Genomic DNA, 16,454 nt, shown 5'->3' with positions numbered 1-16,454 from the left:
CCTGTCTGTGCCAGAGTTATTAGGTTAGCGTTTCCTAACTTTTCGAACGCGGCGGGCACAGCACTGATCTGCTCGGCACCACAGAAAGACAGCACCCCATGACGATCACAACCAGACACCTGGCAGCAGCCGGTCTCACCATCTGGACCGCTGCGGCCCTCGTCGGCTGCTCGGCTCCGGCCGAGTCGACCTCCACCTCGGGCTCCGCTGCCGTATCGGGGGAGTTTCCGCGCACCGTGACGACCGTACGTGGCGAGGTGGAGATCGCCGAGGCGCCGCAGCGAATCGTCGTGCTCGACTCGCAGAGCGCCGATGTCGTCGCAGCGCTGGATGTCGAGCCGGCCGTCTACGACATCGGCACGAGCGATAGTCTCGACACTCTGCCGTGGCTCACAGGTGAATTGAGCGGCGAGTTCGAGCCCGGATTAATCGGAGCGGACGGATCGCTCGACTACGAAGCGATCCTCGAGACCGACCCCGACCTGATCATCATCGACCAGTGGACCGCGACAGAGGGCGAGGCCTACGACAGACTCAGCATCATCGCCCCCACGATCACCAGCGACGTCGAGGCGGCACAGAGCTGGCAAGACCGCACCACCTTCCTCGCCGACGCGCTCGGCATCGCCGACCGGGGCGAGACCGTGATCACCGAGACCGAGGCCTCGATCGCCTCGGCCACCGCAGGTCTCTCGACGCTTGCCGACGAGACCTATCACTATGTGGGCTATTCGGTGGAGCAGGGCGGCTTCTGGTACGGAAACGGCTCCTGGCTCCAAGACTTCGGGCTAGTCGCGCACCAAGGCCAAGATGATGCCCATGAGGAGTTCACCGTCATCTCGCTCGAGAACGTCTCCGACTTCGACTCAGACGTGCTCGGCGTGTGGGCGATGACCGACGCTGACAAGACCGCGCTTCAGGCAGACGCCCGCTTCAACGAGCTGCCCGCGGTGCAGCACGGCAAGCTGGTGTGGCTCGACTACGCCCTGGCCGTGGCTACGAACGTGCCCGGCCCGCTCAGCACCCTCTACATGCTCGATGAGGTGACGCCGACCTTGGAGGCCGCCGTTGTCGGCTGATCTCGTCAGCGAACGAGGGGCTCCGCCACAGGGTGTCGCCCGTTCCGCTGCGCGTCGACGGCGTTCGCGACGGATGGTCGGCCTGGTAATCGGGGTGGTGTTGCTCGCTGCTGCGCTGGTGCTCTCGATCCTCGTGGGAGCGAAGCCGCTGCCCGTCACCGATGTGCTCGCCGCGCTGGCACATCCGGATGCGTCCGAGGCCGCGGAGATCGTGTTCACCCTGCGCATTCCGCGCACCGTCGTCGGCGCGTTCGCCGGTATGGCGCTCGCCGTGGCCGGCGCCCTCATGCAGGCTCTGACCCGTAACCCGCTGGCCGACCCGGGCCTGGTCGGCGTCAATGCCGGCGCTGCCCTGGCCGTGGCGCTCGGTATCGCGCTGATGGGCATCACCAGTCCCACCGAATACAGCGTCTTCGCCTTCGTCGGCGCGGTCGGAGCCACACTGATCGTGTTGGCCATCGGCCGCACCGGACGCTACGGGGCATCCCCGGCACGGCTGGTGCTGGCCGGCGTCGCGCTCGCTGCCGTCTTCGCGGGGATCAGCATGGCGCTCACCATGATCTTTCCCATGGTGTTCGCCGGTTACCGCGCCTGGACCGTCGGGTCACTCGTCGGTCACGACCTCCTCGGGGCACTCCCCGTGCTGCCGGTCATCGTCGCGGGCCTCGGTATCGCGCTCGCAATCGGGCGGGGACTCGGCGCGCTGTCACTCGGCGACGATCATGCCCGCGCCCTGGGAACGCGGGTCGGCCTCATCCGTGGCTGCGCACTCGTGGCAGTGACCCTCCTGGCCGGATGTGCGACGGCGCTGATCGGGCCCGTCGCGTTCATCGGACTGATGATCCCGCACGTCGTGCGCCGCTTCACGGGCCCGAGTCAGCCGCGGATCATTGTCTCCTGTCTGATCTACGGACCGGTCGTGCTGCTCGGGGCCGACATCCTCGGCCGCGTCATCGCCCGGCCTGGCGAGTACCCGGTGGCGTTCATGACCGCTCTGATCGGCGCGCCCACGTTGATCGCCGTGATGGCCCGCAGGAGAGTGATCTCGCTGTGAGCGATGTCGAGACCGTTTCACGCCACGCGGCGACCGTCACGAGGTCATCTTCATCCAGTCGCCGATTTATCATCCTGCGACGTGGCGGATTCAGCGCCCGCCTTCCTGTGCGCACACTCGTGGTGACCGCCTCGTTGTTTGCTGCCATTCTCGTAATCGGGGTGATCGCCCTATGTGCCGGCAGCTTCGCTCTCTCGCCCGGTGAGGTGTTGTCGGCACTGGCCGGCCAGGGCGACTCCTGCAGCCGGCTCGTGGTGATGGAGTGGCGTCTTCCCCGAGTGCTCGCCGCCATCGCGTTCGGAGCAGCGCTTGGCGTGAGCGGAGCTCTGTTCCAGTCGTTCACACGAAATCCGCTCGGCAGCCCCGACGTGCTCGGCTTCGACGCCGGGGCGGTCACCGGTGCGCTGGTCGCCACGCTCGTGCTCGGAGCGGGTCAAGTCGGCCTCACGATGGGGGCCCTCATCGGCGGCCTTCTCACCGCGGTCGTGGTGTCGGCCTTCGGCCTCGCCTCGGGAAGCGGGAGCATGCGCTTGATCGTGGTCGGCATCGGCGTGAGCGCGACGCTGATCGCGTTCAACCAGCTCCTGATCGAACGGGCCGAGCTCGAGGAGGCGATGCGCGCGAGCTCGTGGACGCTCGGAAGTCTCGCCTCGATCGGATGGGAGCAGCTGGCGCCGGCATCCGGAGTGATCACGGTGCTGCTCGTGGGGGCCGCTGTGATCGCCCGCCCGGGGCGGATGTTCGAACTGCATGGCGAGGCAGCCGCCGCGTTCGGCGTGCGCGTGCGTTCCACGCGGCTGGTCATGCTCGGGATCGGCGTCGCCCTCGTCGCCGTTCCGGTCTCGGTGACCGGGCCGATCGCTTTCGTCGCGCTCACCGCTCCGCACCTCGCCCGCCAGCTCACCCGGCTCGGCCCACTCGCCGTGCCGCCCGCAGCCCTGATGGGCGCCCTCGTCCTCCTCAGCGCCGACGTCGCGGTGCTTCTGCTGCCCACCACGTCGACCCTGCCGGTCAGCATCGCCACGCTGGTGCTCGGCGGCGGCTACTTCATCTGGCTTCTCATCAACGAATGGAGGCACGCGCGATGACCACGACCCGGCTCGCCGCCGACCGTGTCCGGCTCGCCTACGGCGCAAAAACCGTCTCTGAGAACCTGACGGTCGGCATCCCTGACGGTTCGTTCACCGTGATCGTCGGGGCCAACGCCTGCGGCAAATCGACTCTGCTCCGCGCCTTGGCCCGGCTGCTGGTTCCGAGTGAGGGCACCATAGTGCTCGACGGCCGCGACATCACCGCGGTGCCCACCCGGGAGGTTGCCCAGATGATCGGCCTGCTGCCGCAGATCTCCGTGGCGCCAGACGGGATCACGGTCGCCGACCTTGTCGCGCACGGCCGCTACCCGCACCAGCGGATGCTGAAACAGTGGAGCGTGGCGGATGCCTCCGCCGTGAACGAAGCCCTGGAACTCACCGACACGACAGTGTTGGCCGACCGCTTCGTCGACGAACTCTCCGGCGGCCAGCGGCAACGTGCGTGGATTGCCATGGCGCTCGCGCAGCAGACCCCCTACCTGCTTCTGGACGAACCGACGACCTACCTCGACATCGCTCACCAGATCGACGTACTCGAACTCTGCGCCGACCTCAATCGCCGAGGCCGAACTCTCGTCGCCGTTCTGCACGACCTCAACCACGCCGCCCGCTACGCCACCCATCTCATCGCCATGAAAGACGGCGCCGTCGTCGCCGAAGGAGATCCACGCTCCGTGGTCTCGACCGGATTCGTGCGCGACGTCTTCGGACTGAACTCGACCATTCTCACCGACCCCTATTCCCAGACTCCTCTGGTCGTGCCGGCGGGTCGAAGCCGCGACTGATTCTACCGGCGCGCCGTCGCCGCACTGATTCTGTTTCCGTTCCGTGCCCCCGTATGTCACCTGCCGTTCACGTGTGACGGCCACTGTGGCGGGGTGCTTAAATTCGCCTCGCGTTCCCTGTCGATTGCCACCGGATCAGCTGTGCTGCTCGCCGGTCTTCTTGCCTTGCCGGCCGCGGCAGCAGCCGAGGCCGAGGCCGACGCCGACGCCGTCGCCGTCGCCGTCGCCAGCGAGCTTCGCATCAACGAGATCGAGACCGACGGCAGCCCCGACTGGGTCGAACTCATCAATATCAGCGCACAGCCGCTCGACGCATCTGGCTTCGTCGTGACGGGCCGCGCGAACGCCGTCGCCGTGACCATTCCGGCGGGAACCGTGATCGCCGCCGGGACCGTCTACGTCGCCGAGAGTTCGACTTTCAAGCTCAAGAAGGGCGACAAGGTCAACCTGCTCGCACCCGGCGGCGAGGTGTCGCTGGATACGTACGAGTGGGGCGACTTTCACCTGCACACCTTCGGACGTGTCCCCAACGGAACCGGCGAGTTCGTGCAGCAGACAACACCCTCCAAGGGCGAGCTCAACCCCGCGCTTACCGATCCGGGCGACGAGCCCGGCGACGACACCGGATGGCAGTCGATCAAGATCAACGAGGTCACCTCGGCCGACGACGACCCGTACCATGACGCCTATGAACTCGTGAATACCGGAGATGTCGACGTCGACGTCGCATCGTGGAAGCAGGCCGACAGCAGCAGCAACCCGGCCGCCATTTCCGCTCCGAACGGCACTGTCGTGCCCGCCCACGGCTACCTCGTGCTCCTCTCGAACCAGGGGCTCAGCTCCGACGGCGACTCGGTCAAGGTCTATCGTGCCGACGCATCCACCATCGTCGACACGGCCGGATGGGGCGCGAACGATGCTCAGCCCGGTTCCTGGTCGCGCTGCGGCGACGCCACCGGCGCTTGGGCACATACCGCCGCAACGAGCTGGGGCGTCTCGAACGCCACCGCCTGCGCCGGCACGATCATCCCGCCGAGCACCCCGGGCGGCGGCGAGGCGGCCTGCCAGACCGAGGCGCCTTCGGGCAGCGGACCCGCGATCGCCGGCGGCATCGCCTGGCCCGGCAGCCAGAGCGTCGTCGTCTCCGACAACGAGTGTCAGTTCGTCACCCCCGTCTCGGGCCAAGATGTCTCCGGCCTCGACGTCGACCCGAGCAACCCCGATGTGATGTGGGCAGTCAAGAACAAGAACCACGTCTACCGCCTCGTCAAGAGCAACGACCTCTGGGTTCCCGACACCACGAACGGCTGGTCGATCGGCAAGGACATCGTCTTCTCGAACGGCGGCGGACAGCCCGACTCCGAGGGCATCACAGTCGGACCCGATGGCTTCCTCTACATCACGACGGAGCGCGACAACGCGGCGAACACCGTGCCGCTCGAGAGTGTGCTGCGTTTCGACCCGAACGAGGCCGGCGCTGTTCTGCACCCGACCCGGCAATGGAATCTGACCGCCGACCTAACCGAGATCAAGCCGGTCAAGGCCGACTCGAACCTCGGCTTCGAGGGCATCACCTGGGTTCCCGACACCTACCTCACGACGAACGCGTTCGTCGACCAGAGCACGGGCGCGGTTTACGACCCGGCCGGCTACCCGGGCCACGGCACCGGCCTGTTTCTCGGTGCCCTCGAGAAGAACGGCCACCTCTACGCCTACGCGCTGAACGCCGACGGCACCTTCCACCGCGTCGCCTCGATCGACACGGGCCTGCCGATGATCCAGGAGACCCAATGGGACGCAGACGCCCAGCGCGTCTGGGCGGTGGCGGACAACTCGTCGGCCGGTTCCTCGACGCTGCTCAAGATCGACGCCACCGGTGCATTCGTCGTCGACCGCGTCTACAACCGTCCGACCGGCCTGCCGAACAACAACAACGAGGGCTTCGCCATCGCGCCGAGCTCAACCTGCGTCGGCGGCGTCAAAGAGGTCATCCGCGCCGATGACGGCAACAACGGCGGGCACTCGCTGAGATCGGGAACCATTACCTGCGATCTCGAACTCGGACCGCAGGGTCCGACCCCTCCTGCACAGGCTGACCCGACCGTCACGGCCACCCCGTCGACACTGAAGGCCGGTGGCACGACCACGATCGTCGCATCCGGGCTCGTGCCGGATACGGAGTACACGATCGTGCTGCGCTCCGAGCCGGTGACACTCGGCCGCCTGGTCGCCGACGCCGACGGCGACCTGACGTTGCGGGATGCGCGCATCCCTGCCGACACCACGCCGGGTGCACACACGATCACCGTGGCCACCCCAGCAGACCCCGCCGCCGTGGTCGCGAGCACGCCCCTCACTGTGACGGCCGCCGCGGTCGTCCCGCCGGTCGCCACGCCGACTGCCTCGGCAACGACGACGCCGACAGGTGCCGCGGCCAAGCCGAGTGGACTCGCATCCACGGGTGCGCAGCCCCTGCCGGCGATCGCGATCGGAGCGTTATTCCTCATGCTTGGAGCCGGTCTCATGGTCGCGCGACGACGGGCGCGCGGAACCCAGGCCTGAAGTTCTGCGCTGATCGAGTAGCTCGTTCCTCGCGCGACTACTCGATCAGCGCGGAGTGGGCAGCTACATCACCGCGCCGATGTAGGAGTACTTCACGAAGACCTCGGCCGCGATACCGGCCTCCTCGAGAACTCCCTGCACGGCAGTCAGCACGTATCGCGAGTCCCAGCCCATGTAGAGAAAGTGCTCGTCGTCGAGCGTGTCCCAGTGTCCGTTCCACGACTGCGCGTCGTAGATCGGCCCGCCGCGCCGGGCGCTGAACGCCACGACATCGGCTCTCGAGTCGGCCCAGAGCCGCTTGAATATGCGGTTGAAGAGGTACTTGACGTCGTAGACCTCCCAATGCTCGCCACGGTATTCCACGTACTCGAACTCTCGCTGCCAGCCCTGCGGCCAGCCGCGCCGCTTCTGGGCATCGAGGATGGGCGTGAGCCCGTCGTCGTCGATCATCACGACGGCCGGTCGCTTCCACACCTCTAAGAACTTCTCGGTGAGTCGAACCGTTCGGGCCGCGATTGCCCGGGTGCCCCAGGCGGCCGTCTTGGTGAGCTCACGGGTCAGCGCGATCGAACTGTTCGCATAAGAGCGGTCGCGCTTGTCGACGAACGACTTGTCGGCGGCGCGCTCCGCGAGATGCTCTTCGAGCAGCGCGAGATTGCCGACGGTCTGCGCGAGTGCGCGGTGGCTGTTCTGCTCGTCGTCGGTGTAGTTCGACCACTCCCGCTCGCCGTCGCCGCTCCACGAGTCTCCGGGGGCGAGAGGGAAGATGTGCTCCACGTCGAGATCGACGGAGGTGGACACGTCGCTCAGGCGCGCCAGAACGTAGGCCGCGTGCGGCAGCTCGGCGTATTTCAGGGCCACGCGCACGCGCTCGTCGCTCGGGGTGATGCGCGAGATCGCGCGCGCCAGCGCATCCGAACCGTCGGCCCGCGCCCTGCTCAGGCGCGCGACGAGCCGGTCGTTGCCGACGCCGACGAGCGTGCGGCGCAGCAACAGCGACTGGATGTTCTCGAGCAGCTCGATGAGCGACGCCACCTCGAGCGCGCCCCGCGAATAGTCGAGATAGGCGCGCATCACGAGCGGGTGCATGCCGCGCCCGAAGGTGGTGAGGTAGCTGAGCTGGCGCGACACTCCGGGGTCTGCCTCGAGAGCCGGTTCGAGCAGAACGCGATAGGCGGCCGAGAACGAACGCCATTCGGCCGCATGGCTGCGCAGCGTGTCGAAGTCGAGCCTGGGGAACTGCTGCTGGAACGCGTCGTAGACGCCGCGTTGACCCGCCACTGTGACCTCGCGGCCCGTGGTCATGACGAGGTAGTGCCGCCAGAAGTCTGCGATGTGCTCGCCCGTGTTCTGCTCGATCGGAAGCCAGAACGAGTCCTCGATCTCGCTCTGCTCGACGTGGGTCAGACCCATGAGCACGTAGTTGTGAATGAGCTCGTGGTCGCGCAGCGGCTCGCCCGTCGAGTTGAGGCTCTCGAAGATCTGCTGCGCGTTGGCGTCGGCACCGAGCGTGATCGCCACGTGCTCGAGTTTCTGCAATCCGCGCCAGATGCGGGGCACCTCGTCGACGCGAACCTGGCTGCGGAAGAAGGCGTAGTTGTCGTCGAACCGAGAGTCGCGCAGTTCAACGCCGGCGTCGAGGTCATCGAGCACGACGCTTTCGAATACCCGGGCCCAGGCGCGGTGGGGCCGGAGCTTCGTGCGGCTCGGGTCTGCAGCCCGCACGAGAACTTTGTGCAGCTCTGTCGCGAGGGGCGGGTCGGTGTGTGCCACGGTGTGGTGCAGGGCTGCGATCAGCAGCATCAGCGTGGTGATGCGCTGCTGGCCGTCGATGAGAACGAGCTCGGAGTCGTCGGCATCGTCGGTGCTCTTCGTCGACAGGATCGAGCCGATGAAATGGGTGTGCCGATCCGCAGACTCCGACACGGCCCGGATGTCGGCGAGCAGCTTCTCGCATGCGCCGATGTCCCAGCGGTATTGCCGCTGGTACACGGGAACGACGATCGTCGTGTCGTCTGCCGAGAGCCACGCGACCGTGTTGACGGCGGTCGCATCGATGTTCGTGGCGGTGACCATGTTCTCCTTCAACCCGTCTCGGTTCTTCGTGTCTTTTTCGAGGGGCTTCGCAGCCGCCGAGTCTAGTCGATCGGGTTCACGGCGCTTCTCTGCGGCCGATTACGCACCGATGTTAGCCTTGCCTAAGTTGGGCCTGTTAAAACGTGCTGGCCCCCAACGAAAGGACATGGTTCTTCAATCATGGGTTACATCAAATCTGCCGCTCTCGAAGAGACCGGCTATGTCGTACTCGATCGCTACAACAACGAGATCGACCCCAAGGAGTGGCTCGACATCGAGTACAACGACTGGAAGTCGTCGGGAGACACCCGGTTCGCGCCGCTCGCCAGCGCGTTCGGCGACATCGAGTGCAACGGCTTCTGGAACCACAAGCCGCCGCGCACCGACAAGGATGGCGTGTTCATCCCCTCGCAGACCGAGAAGGCCCCCACTCTCACCGTGCGTGCCCAGGAGCCCGGCGCCAACGTCGGTCGCTGCCGCGTGATCGAACTGCAGCCCAACACCTACGCCGACTGCCTCTACAACCTGCACCAAGACGACAACAACCGCCTCAACCCCGATGGAACGGGTTGGGTCGTTCGCGGCTTCTTCAACCTCACCGACGACACCGACAGCTTCTTCGTTCTGCGTGAGAACCGCACCGACCCGAGCGTCGAATACCGCATCGCCCTTCCGGCGGGCGCCCAGCTCATCATCGACACCCAGCGCCTGTGGCACGCCGCCACGCACCTCGGCAGCGACCCCCGCTACTGCCTGATCACGTCGTGGGAGTCGGGCCCCGAGCTCGACGCCTACATCGAGAAGTACAACGGCGTGAAGCGCGTGCCGAACTTCGAGGTCGACCAAGATGCACTCGACGCCGGCCAGGCCGAGCAGACCCGTCGTCTCGCGGCCCGCGCCGCCGCCCTCGCCGCTCGTGGCCAGGCCGAGAAGCTCGTGATGAGCGAGGCGTAGGTCTCGTCTGACGATTGCTGGGTCAACGGGTGTCCGCCGTGTGAGCCGCGTCGCTTGCGGTGGCCCTTCTAATTGTCGGGTTCGGACATCACGGCCTTGATGCCGTGGGTGCGCAGGTGGCCGCGGATCGCACGCGAGGAGTATGCCTTGTCCCCGATCGGCGAGCGCGTCCAGCGGCTCGGTCGACGGAACGCTCTCGTCAGCGAGCTCCGCCATCCGTCCGTTCAGTTGTGGTTCTCGCGACTCCGGCGGGTTTCGCGGGCGTTCGCCTTCTGGAGCGCCTACGTCTTCACGGCCGCGTCGTGGCTCTCGGTCCACATGTCCTGCGCGTGCTTGGGAGACCTGGCGATCGTCGACGGCAACTCCTCGCGTGCGGGCATAGCTCCACCTCGCGTTTCGACACCTGCACGATACTCCGGAGCGCGCCTGAACGGAACAACTCTGAAATCGGGTGGGTGGCGCGTACGCTCGTTTGTGAGGTCTCGCGGTGTCTCCAACAGACCCACAACCGAGGAAGAGCGAGGCAAAACATGGCCGACCAGAAGTCGCCTACATCACTTGAAGGCAAGACCGCGATCATCACCGGCGGAGGCGGCGGCATTGGTGCGGCCAGTGCCGCCGCCCTCGCCGAGCGCGGAGCCTCAGTCCTGATTGCGGACATCTTCCCGGAGGGAGCTCAGGCCGTTGCCGAGCGTCTCCGAGGTCAGGGTCAAGCGGCGATCCACTTTCAGGTCGATGTCAGCGTGCCAGATCAAATCCAGGCCATGGTCGAAGCAGCCGTTCAGGAGTTCGGTGGCCTCGACATCTTGCATAATAATGCCGCTCTCACATCCCCAGACTTCGTGGGTCGGGACGGGAGTATCGTGGACTTGGATCCCGAGGTGCTTTACAGAACGCTTCAGGTGAACGCTGGAGCCTATGCCCTCGGAGCCAAGTTCGCGGTGCCGCACATGATCGAGCGCGGCGGCGGCGCGATCATCAACACCAGTTCGGTTGAATCATTCAGCACCGACTTGACGCGGCCGAGCTATCAGATGTCGAAAGGCGCCATCAATGCTCTAACAAAGAGCATCGCGACCCAGTACGGTCGCCAGGGCATCCGATCGGTGGCCATCGCGCCGGGAATCATCGTCACACCCAGTGCGGCGGCGGCGGCGGCGAAGAGTCCCGAGATGCAGGCCTACCTCGACATGTTGGCGAGACACACCATTACGCCACGGGTGGGCACTCCGGAAGACATCGCGCATCTCGTCGCTTTCCTCGCCTCGGACGCGGCATCGTTCATCACGGGTGTCGTGATTCCCGTCGACGGCGGCCTCACCGCTCACAACCCCGCCTGGGCAGACGAACGGTCGGCGCTGGGTCTCGACTGAGGTGCTTCACTTCTGAGGCTCTCGTTCCAATCGGACGAGAGCCTCTTTTTTGCTGTTGTGGGCGATGCCCGACCTCGTCATACTTATTCCTAATAGGAACACCCACACTCGATGAAGGAGATACCGATGCCCTCGATCCTCACCCCGTACCTCAACTTTCGCGACAACACGAAGGAGGCCATGGAGTTCTACCATTCGGTCTTCGGCGGCGAACTCACCATGAGCCGCTACGCGGACTTCGGCATGGATGACGATCCATCAGAGGCCGACAAGATCATGCACTCGCAGCTCGTCGCGCCCGGAGGCCTGATCTTCATGGCGGCCGACACCCCGAACAGCATGGCGTTCACCCCGGGAGACAACTACTCGGTGTCGCTCAGCGGGCACGACGTCGACGAGCTCACCGGCTATTGGAACAGGCTCAGCGAGGGCGCGCATGTTCTCATGCCGCTCGAGAAAGCACTGTGGGGCGACAGCTTCGGCCAACTCATCGACCGGTTCGGCGTTCGCTGGATGGTCAACATCGGCGGCTCGCCGGCAGAGCCGACACCGCAGTCCTGATCTCTAGCGCGCCCGCGCATAGCGCGTGAGAAGCAGCCCATCCGACTCGAGCACGTGCACGAGCCGCATGGTGCGAGCCGCCTCGGTTTCGCCGTGTGAGATCCGGATGCCGGCCCCACCCTCCAGGAGCGGGCTGACGGTCAGGCACAGCTCGTCGACGAGATCGGCCGCGATGAAGGCTCCGAACAGGCTCGGACCGCCCTCGCACAGAATCTGGGGGAGGCCACGACCGACGAGAGCGTCGATGAGGCGCCGGGGTTCGATGCGGTCGCTTCCACACGAGATCACCTCGGCCACCTCGTCGAGCGCCCGTCGCGCATCGGCCGGCGCCGAAGCAGAGGTGAGCACGAGCGGGCGCACGGGCGCCTTCGCGAAGATGTCGCTCGTCTCATCGAGGTCGAGTCGGCCGGAGACCAGCGCGAAAGCCGGCTGCGCGGCCAAGCCGTGAGCCTCTCGCCACGTGGCGTCGGCATCCGAGAGCCGCATGGCGCCGTAGCCCTCGGCGCGCACGGTGCCGGCGCCGACGAGCACGACGTCGGCGAGGCGGCGCAGCGTATCGAACACGAGCTTGTCAGGGGGGCCGCCGAGAGAGCCGGAGAGTCCATTCGCGGTCGCGGATCCGTCGAGGCTCGATACGAAGTTCACCCGCAGGGTCGGCACGCTGCGATCGGCGACCGAGTAGGCCGAGGTCAGCTCCTCATCGGTCAGGGGGTCATGCCCGGGCACGAGCAGGGTGATGGGAGGTTTGGTCACGTCGATTCTCACTCTCGCGGTCAGGCGTTCTCGTCGGTCATGTTGTGCCGAAGATGCTGCGGTTCGCGCAGTCCCAGGATGGTCTCGGTCATGCGCATGGCCTGAACGGAGCGCGCCACGTCGTGCATCCTCACGATTCGAGCACCCAGCAGGGCGCAGGCGGTCGCAGCGGCGAGTGATCCATCGACCCGGTCGTCGCGCCCCGCGCCGAGGGCCTCGCCCACGAAGTCTTTGTTCGACACGGCAGCGATCGCGGGCAGGCCGATGCGGGCGATCTCGTCGAAGCGACGGGTGATCTCGAGGGAGTGCCGGGTGTTCTTGTTGAGGTCGTGCCCCGGGTCGATGATGATCTGGGTCTCGTCGAGTCCGAGGCTCATCGCCAGGTCTACACGCTCGCGCAGGAATGCGACCACGCTCTGCACCACGTCGTCGTAGCGCGGCGCGACGTAGGCGGTGCGCGGCCGGGCGAGGCTGTGCGTGATCACCAGCGTCGCTCCGGTGGATGCGGCGAGTTCAGCCAGCGCCGGATTCTGCAGCCCTGTCGTGTCGTTCACGACCGAGGCGCCGGCGCCGATGCAAGCCTCGGCCACCTCTGGCCGAAACGTGTCGATCGAGATCACGACGTCGCTCTGCGCAGCGACCCCCTCGACGACCGGCAGCACGCGATCGAGCTCGTCTGCGGCCGACACCTCTGCCCCCGGCGCGAACTTGACCCCGCCGATGTCGACCAGGTCTGCGCCGGCCGAGGTCGCTGCGAGCGCCGCGTCGATGGCCTGGTCGAGGGCGAACGTTCGGCCGCGGTCGAAGAAACTGTCGGGCGTTCTGTTGACGATGGCCATCACGGCGATGCGTGCCGAGAAGTCGATGGTGTGCGCACCGAGAGTGCGCACCGGGCTCGTCAGAGGGGGCAGCGCGAAACCCGACGCCACCGGGGGGATCGTCATGATTCCATCATGCCTCCCCAGGGGCCGGCCGAACTGTGCGCCTGGGGTCGCCCAGAAGGTCACGAGAACGCGGCGGCCGTCCAGATGTGCAGAAGCGCGTAGGCGCGAAGCGGCCGCCACGGCTCGGCCAAGCGTTCGGCCTCGGCGGGCGTGCGCACGCCGAGCGCCCGTCGCAGCACGAGGTCGCCCGCGGGATACGCGTCTCGGTCACCGAGCGCGCGAACGGCGAGGTAGTCCGCAGTCCACGGGCCGACGCCGGGGATCGCGAGCAGCGCCGCCCGGGTCGCGACCGGTTCCGACGTCGGCGCCAGGATGAGGCCGTCGGCAGACGCCTGCGCCACGGCATGCACCGTGCGGGTGCGGGCACCGGTGAGGCCGATGGCCCGCTGCACCTCATCGAGCGGCACCGAGGCGAGAACCGCGGGCCGAGGAAACAGCATCAACGAGTCAGGCCCCGGCTCGCCGAAGGCCGCCACGAGGCGGCCGGCGAATGTGCGGGCCGACGCGAGCGACACCTGCTGTCCGAGCACCGTCGTGAGGGCCGCCTCGTATCCGTCGGGGTGTCCGATGACGCGGAGCCCGGGCCGGGCCGCGACCAACGGGCCGATCCGCGGGTCGCGGCCGAAGGCATCCAGAATGCTCGCGGGCTCGAGATCGAGGTCGAACCACAGACGCACGATGGATGCGACGGCGTCGATGTCGTGCGGGTCGGCACTCGAGATGGTCACTGTGACAGACGCCTCGCCGAGCTCGACGCGGGCGGCGACAGGGCCGCTCGGCGCGGTGATGACACGCGTGACGGAGTAGTCGTCGAGGTCGACCCGTTCGGCGCCGGGCACGGCGTGCGCCGCGATCAGGGCGAGCGCCTTTTCTCGCTCATAGGGCGGAACGAAAGGCAGTTCGATGCTCGGCTGAGGCATCACTCACTCGGTCACAGACGGGTCGAAGAGGGCGCGCAATGCGGGTTCCGCGTCGTCGCGGGCGATGTCGCCGGCGACGACGAGTTCTGCCAGCCCGTGCATGGTGCCCCAGATGCCCGTGGTGAGAGCGGTCAGGGTCGCGGGCGATGCCGTCGGCGAGGTCGCGCGCGTGGCGAGGGTCAGAATCTCTTCGACCGCAGAGATGAGGGGTGCCATCTCGGCCGTCGGCGATCCGGGCACGCACACGGCGGGGTCGTAGATGATTCGGAAGCGTTCGGGAAACTCGGATGCGTACTGCACATAGGCGAAACCGATCGCGACGAGTCGCGCCCGCGGAGAGTCGTCCGCGGATGCCTGGGCCTGGGCCGCGACGAGAGAATCGAGCAGTTCGGCCATGCTTCGCTCGCTCAGGCGTTTGAGCAGGGCGGTCCGGTCTCCGAAGTGGTGATACGGGGCGCTGTGGCTGACGCCGGCAACCCTGGCCACCTCGCGGAGGCTCAGCTCGGGGTGCCCTGTCGTGCGCAGCAGCTGCAACGCCGCATCCTCAAGCGCCGGCTTGAGGCTTCCGTGATGATACGCGCTGGTTGATCTTGACACGAGCAAGATCCTATCCTATGGTCGGATTCGGGTCATTTGGTCACTGTCTAGATTCTGGACGTTGACCAGATTGCCTCCCCGATCGCATGACGACAGAACTGGACAATCATGACCACGCTGGTAATCGATGGACATCCCAACCCCGACTCGCTGTGTGCGGCCATTGCCGCACGCTACGCGGAGGCGAACGGGCACGCAACCGTTCTGGCGTTGCGCGATCTCGACTTCGATCCGAACATGCGACACGGGTACACCCGCCGGCAGACCCTGGAGCCCGACCTGGAGCGGGCATGGCAGCGCCTGCTCGACGCCGACCATGTCGTGGTGGTGACTCCAGTGTGGTGGGGGTCGGTGCCCGCCCTGTTGAAAGGATTCTTCGATCGTCTCCTTCTTCCCCGCCGCGCCTATCGCACGAAGCCCTCGGGTGTGCCCGAGGGTCTGCTCGCAGGCAGAACGGGCCGCGTCATCGTCACCACGGATTCCCCCTGGTGGTATCTGCCCCTGGTCGGCGACACCACGGTGCGGCACGTGCGGCAGACGACACTGCGTTTCTGCGGAATTCGACCCGTCAGGGCGACGCGGCTCGGACCGGTGAAAGGCTCGAGCGACGAGCTTCGCGCGAAGTGGCTTGCGAAAGTCGAGCGGCTGGGTCGCGCCGACGCCGAACGCTACTCGGGCGCCGGCCGGGTGCGATCGGCCGCCGTGTGATCGGCCGCGGTGTGATCTCCACTTTCACACTCGGATATCTCATACTGGTGTGGTGACCTCCCTCGCCGTCGTTCTGCGATCCGCCGTGGCACTCGTTCTGCTGGTGTCATTGACCGGATGCGTGGACTCGCTGGAACGCCGCGTGGTCGAGGGCGGTGTAGAAGAAGACACGGCGGCCGAGTTCTACGACATCGCGCAGCCCATCGAGGCTGGAGCGCCGGGCGACATCATCGCGTCGCAGCGCCTTCTCGGGGCGCCCGACGGATCGATCGCGTGGCGGGTCGTCTATCACTCGGTCGATGTGACCGGAGAAGACGTGCCCGTGTCGGGAATCATCGTCGCCCCGACAGGTGATGCCCCGGCCGGAGGGCGACCCATCGTGTCCTGGGGGCATCCCACCACGGGATCGACGAAAGACTGCGCGCCCTCGGTCGGTGTCGACCCCTTCCTTCTGATGGAAGGCGTCACGTCGCTGCTGAAAAAGGGATACGTGGTCGCTGCGACCGACTATCCCGGCATGGGGGTCGACGGGCCCAACGCCTACCTCATCGGTATCAGTGAGGCGCACAGCATGCTCGATGCCGCCCGCGTTGCCCGACAGATCGACAAGGCCGAAGCCGGAGACGAGCTGCTCTTGTGGGGTCATTCGCAAGGCGGCCACGCTGCCCTGTTCGCCGCCCAGGAGGCCGCGAGCTACGCGCCGGAATTGACGCTGCGGGCCGTGGCTGTCGCGGCCCCCGCAACGAAGCTGGCCGAGCTGCTCGACGACGACATCGGCACGGCATCCGGTGTCACTCTCGCCTCGTATGCCTTCGAGGCGTACGCCGAGGTCTACGGGCCGACCACGCCCGGTGCCGAACTCTCGAGCATCCTGACCCCGGAGGCGCTCGCCGCAGCACCGGCACTGGCGAAACTGTGCAACCTCGGCCAGCACGACGCGACGAATGCGGATGCCGGAAAGCTGGTCGACGAATTCCTCACCAACGATCCGAGCAGC

General features: G+C 66.7%; 15 protein-coding genes. 10 read left to right on the top strand and 5 right to left on the bottom strand.

What is annotated here, in order from left to right; genetic code table 11:
• Positions 1 to 98: 98 nt before the first annotated feature.
• The 5 genes from ACE5CZ_RS11980 (at position 99) to ACE5CZ_RS11960 (ending at position 6,571) form a co-directional block, all read left to right on the top strand.
• Positions 99 to 1,079, top strand: coding sequence for an ABC transporter substrate-binding protein (locus ACE5CZ_RS11980; protein ID WP_374947558.1), 981 nt, complete (start codon positions 99 to 101; stop codon positions 1,077 to 1,079).
• A gap of 73 nt (positions 1,080 to 1,152) precedes the next feature.
• Positions 1,153 to 2,133: a FecCD family ABC transporter permease gene (locus ACE5CZ_RS11975; RefSeq protein WP_374947557.1), complete on the top strand. Its 981-nt coding sequence runs from the start codon at positions 1,153 to 1,155 to the stop codon at positions 2,131 to 2,133.
• Positions 2,130 to 3,221, top strand: coding sequence for a FecCD family ABC transporter permease (locus tag ACE5CZ_RS11970; protein WP_374947556.1), 1,092 nt, complete (start codon positions 2,130 to 2,132; stop codon positions 3,219 to 3,221). The genes ACE5CZ_RS11975 and ACE5CZ_RS11970 overlap by 4 nt, the downstream gene beginning before the upstream one ends.
• Positions 3,218 to 4,009 (top strand): ABC transporter ATP-binding protein, encoded by a 792-nt coding sequence (locus tag ACE5CZ_RS11965; RefSeq protein WP_374947555.1) that lies wholly within the window; start codon positions 3,218 to 3,220, stop codon positions 4,007 to 4,009. The genes ACE5CZ_RS11970 and ACE5CZ_RS11965 overlap by 4 nt, the downstream gene beginning before the upstream one ends.
• A gap of 93 nt (positions 4,010 to 4,102) precedes the next feature.
• Entirely contained in the window at positions 4,103 to 6,571 is a 2,469-nt protein-coding gene (locus ACE5CZ_RS11960) for a lamin tail domain-containing protein (protein ID WP_374947554.1), read from the top strand.
• Between the two features lie 63 nt (positions 6,572 to 6,634).
• On the opposite strand, the gene ACE5CZ_RS11955 is transcribed toward ACE5CZ_RS11960, so the two are convergent.
• A complete protein-coding gene (locus ACE5CZ_RS11955; protein WP_374947553.1) occupies positions 6,635 to 8,647 on the bottom strand; it encodes a DUF262 domain-containing protein in 2,013 nt (670 codons plus the stop codon).
• A 180-nt stretch (positions 8,648 to 8,827) separates the two neighbouring features.
• Here ACE5CZ_RS11955 and ACE5CZ_RS11950 point away from each other — a divergent pair, with 180 nt between their 5' ends.
• The 3 genes from ACE5CZ_RS11950 (at position 8,828) to ACE5CZ_RS11940 (ending at position 11,535) form a co-directional block, all read left to right on the top strand.
• A complete protein-coding gene (locus ACE5CZ_RS11950; RefSeq protein ID WP_374947552.1) occupies positions 8,828 to 9,601 on the top strand; it encodes a hypothetical protein in 774 nt (257 codons plus the stop codon).
• Between the two features lie 530 nt (positions 9,602 to 10,131).
• Positions 10,132 to 10,974 carry an SDR family NAD(P)-dependent oxidoreductase gene (locus tag ACE5CZ_RS11945; protein WP_374947551.1) on the top strand — a complete coding sequence of 281 codons (843 nt, stop codon included), beginning with the start codon at positions 10,132 to 10,134 and terminating at the stop codon, positions 10,972 to 10,974.
• Positions 10,975 to 11,100: 126 nt separating this feature from the next.
• Positions 11,101 to 11,535 carry a VOC family protein gene (locus ACE5CZ_RS11940; protein ID WP_374947550.1) on the top strand — a complete coding sequence of 145 codons (435 nt, stop codon included), beginning with the start codon at positions 11,101 to 11,103 and terminating at the stop codon, positions 11,533 to 11,535.
• Between the two features lie 3 nt (positions 11,536 to 11,538).
• On the opposite strand, the gene ACE5CZ_RS11935 is transcribed toward ACE5CZ_RS11940, so the two are convergent.
• From ACE5CZ_RS11935 to ACE5CZ_RS11920, 4 genes are read right to left on the bottom strand one after another with little or no spacing between them, the layout of a single operon-like run.
• The gene (locus tag ACE5CZ_RS11935; protein WP_374947549.1) at positions 11,539 to 12,288 is read right to left on the bottom strand and encodes a pyrimidine reductase family protein; all 750 of its coding nucleotides are present in this window, start codon (positions 12,286 to 12,288) and stop codon (positions 11,539 to 11,541) included.
• A 20-nt stretch (positions 12,289 to 12,308) separates the two neighbouring features.
• Positions 12,309 to 13,232: a dihydropteroate synthase gene (folP, locus tag ACE5CZ_RS11930; RefSeq protein WP_374947548.1), complete on the bottom strand. Its 924-nt coding sequence runs from the start codon at positions 13,230 to 13,232 to the stop codon at positions 12,309 to 12,311.
• Between the two features lie 59 nt (positions 13,233 to 13,291).
• A complete protein-coding gene (locus tag ACE5CZ_RS11925; protein ID WP_374947547.1) occupies positions 13,292 to 14,152 on the bottom strand; it encodes a DNA-3-methyladenine glycosylase family protein in 861 nt (286 codons plus the stop codon).
• Between the two features lie 3 nt (positions 14,153 to 14,155).
• On the bottom strand, positions 14,156 to 14,749 hold the full coding sequence (locus ACE5CZ_RS11920; RefSeq protein ID WP_374947546.1) for a TetR/AcrR family transcriptional regulator: 594 nt from the start codon (positions 14,747 to 14,749) through the stop codon (positions 14,156 to 14,158).
• A gap of 108 nt (positions 14,750 to 14,857) precedes the next feature.
• Between ACE5CZ_RS11920 and ACE5CZ_RS11915 the strand changes: the two genes are divergently transcribed.
• Positions 14,858 to 15,457, top strand: coding sequence for an NAD(P)H-dependent oxidoreductase (locus tag ACE5CZ_RS11915; RefSeq protein WP_374947545.1), 600 nt, complete (start codon positions 14,858 to 14,860; stop codon positions 15,455 to 15,457).
• 52 nt (positions 15,458 to 15,509) lie between these two features.
• A partial coding sequence (locus ACE5CZ_RS11910) for an alpha/beta fold hydrolase (protein ID WP_374947544.1) occupies positions 15,510 to 16,454 on the top strand: 945 nt, incomplete at its 3' end.

The organism is Agreia sp., from assembly GCF_964263775.1.
Classification (GTDB): domain Bacteria; phylum Actinomycetota; class Actinomycetes; order Actinomycetales; family Microbacteriaceae; genus Agreia.
The sequence above is the reverse complement of the archived record's forward strand: the minus strand, read 5'-3'. Positions and strand labels throughout refer to the sequence as shown.

Coding starts and splice junctions, on each gene's coding strand:
- ACE5CZ_RS11980 (WP_374947558.1), top strand. CDS start 99: ATGACGATCACAACCAGACACCTGGCAGCAGCCGGTCTCACCATCTGG.
- ACE5CZ_RS11975 (WP_374947557.1), top strand. CDS start 1,153: ATGGTCGGCCTGGTAATCGGGGTGGTGTTGCTCGCTGCTGCGCTGGTG.
- ACE5CZ_RS11965 (WP_374947555.1), top strand. CDS start 3,218: ATGACCACGACCCGGCTCGCCGCCGACCGTGTCCGGCTCGCCTACGGC.
- ACE5CZ_RS11955 (WP_374947553.1), bottom strand. CDS start 8,647: ATGGTCACCGCCACGAACATCGATGCGACCGCCGTCAACACGGTCGCG.
- ACE5CZ_RS11950 (WP_374947552.1), top strand. CDS start 8,828: ATGGGTTACATCAAATCTGCCGCTCTCGAAGAGACCGGCTATGTCGTA.
- ACE5CZ_RS11945 (WP_374947551.1), top strand. CDS start 10,132: ATGGCCGACCAGAAGTCGCCTACATCACTTGAAGGCAAGACCGCGATC.
- ACE5CZ_RS11940 (WP_374947550.1), top strand. CDS start 11,101: ATGCCCTCGATCCTCACCCCGTACCTCAACTTTCGCGACAACACGAAG.
- folP (WP_374947548.1), bottom strand. CDS start 13,232: ATGACGATCCCCCCGGTGGCGTCGGGTTTCGCGCTGCCCCCTCTGACG.
- ACE5CZ_RS11925 (WP_374947547.1), bottom strand. CDS start 14,152: ATGCCTCAGCCGAGCATCGAACTGCCTTTCGTTCCGCCCTATGAGCGA.
- ACE5CZ_RS11915 (WP_374947545.1), top strand. CDS start 14,858: ATGACCACGCTGGTAATCGATGGACATCCCAACCCCGACTCGCTGTGT.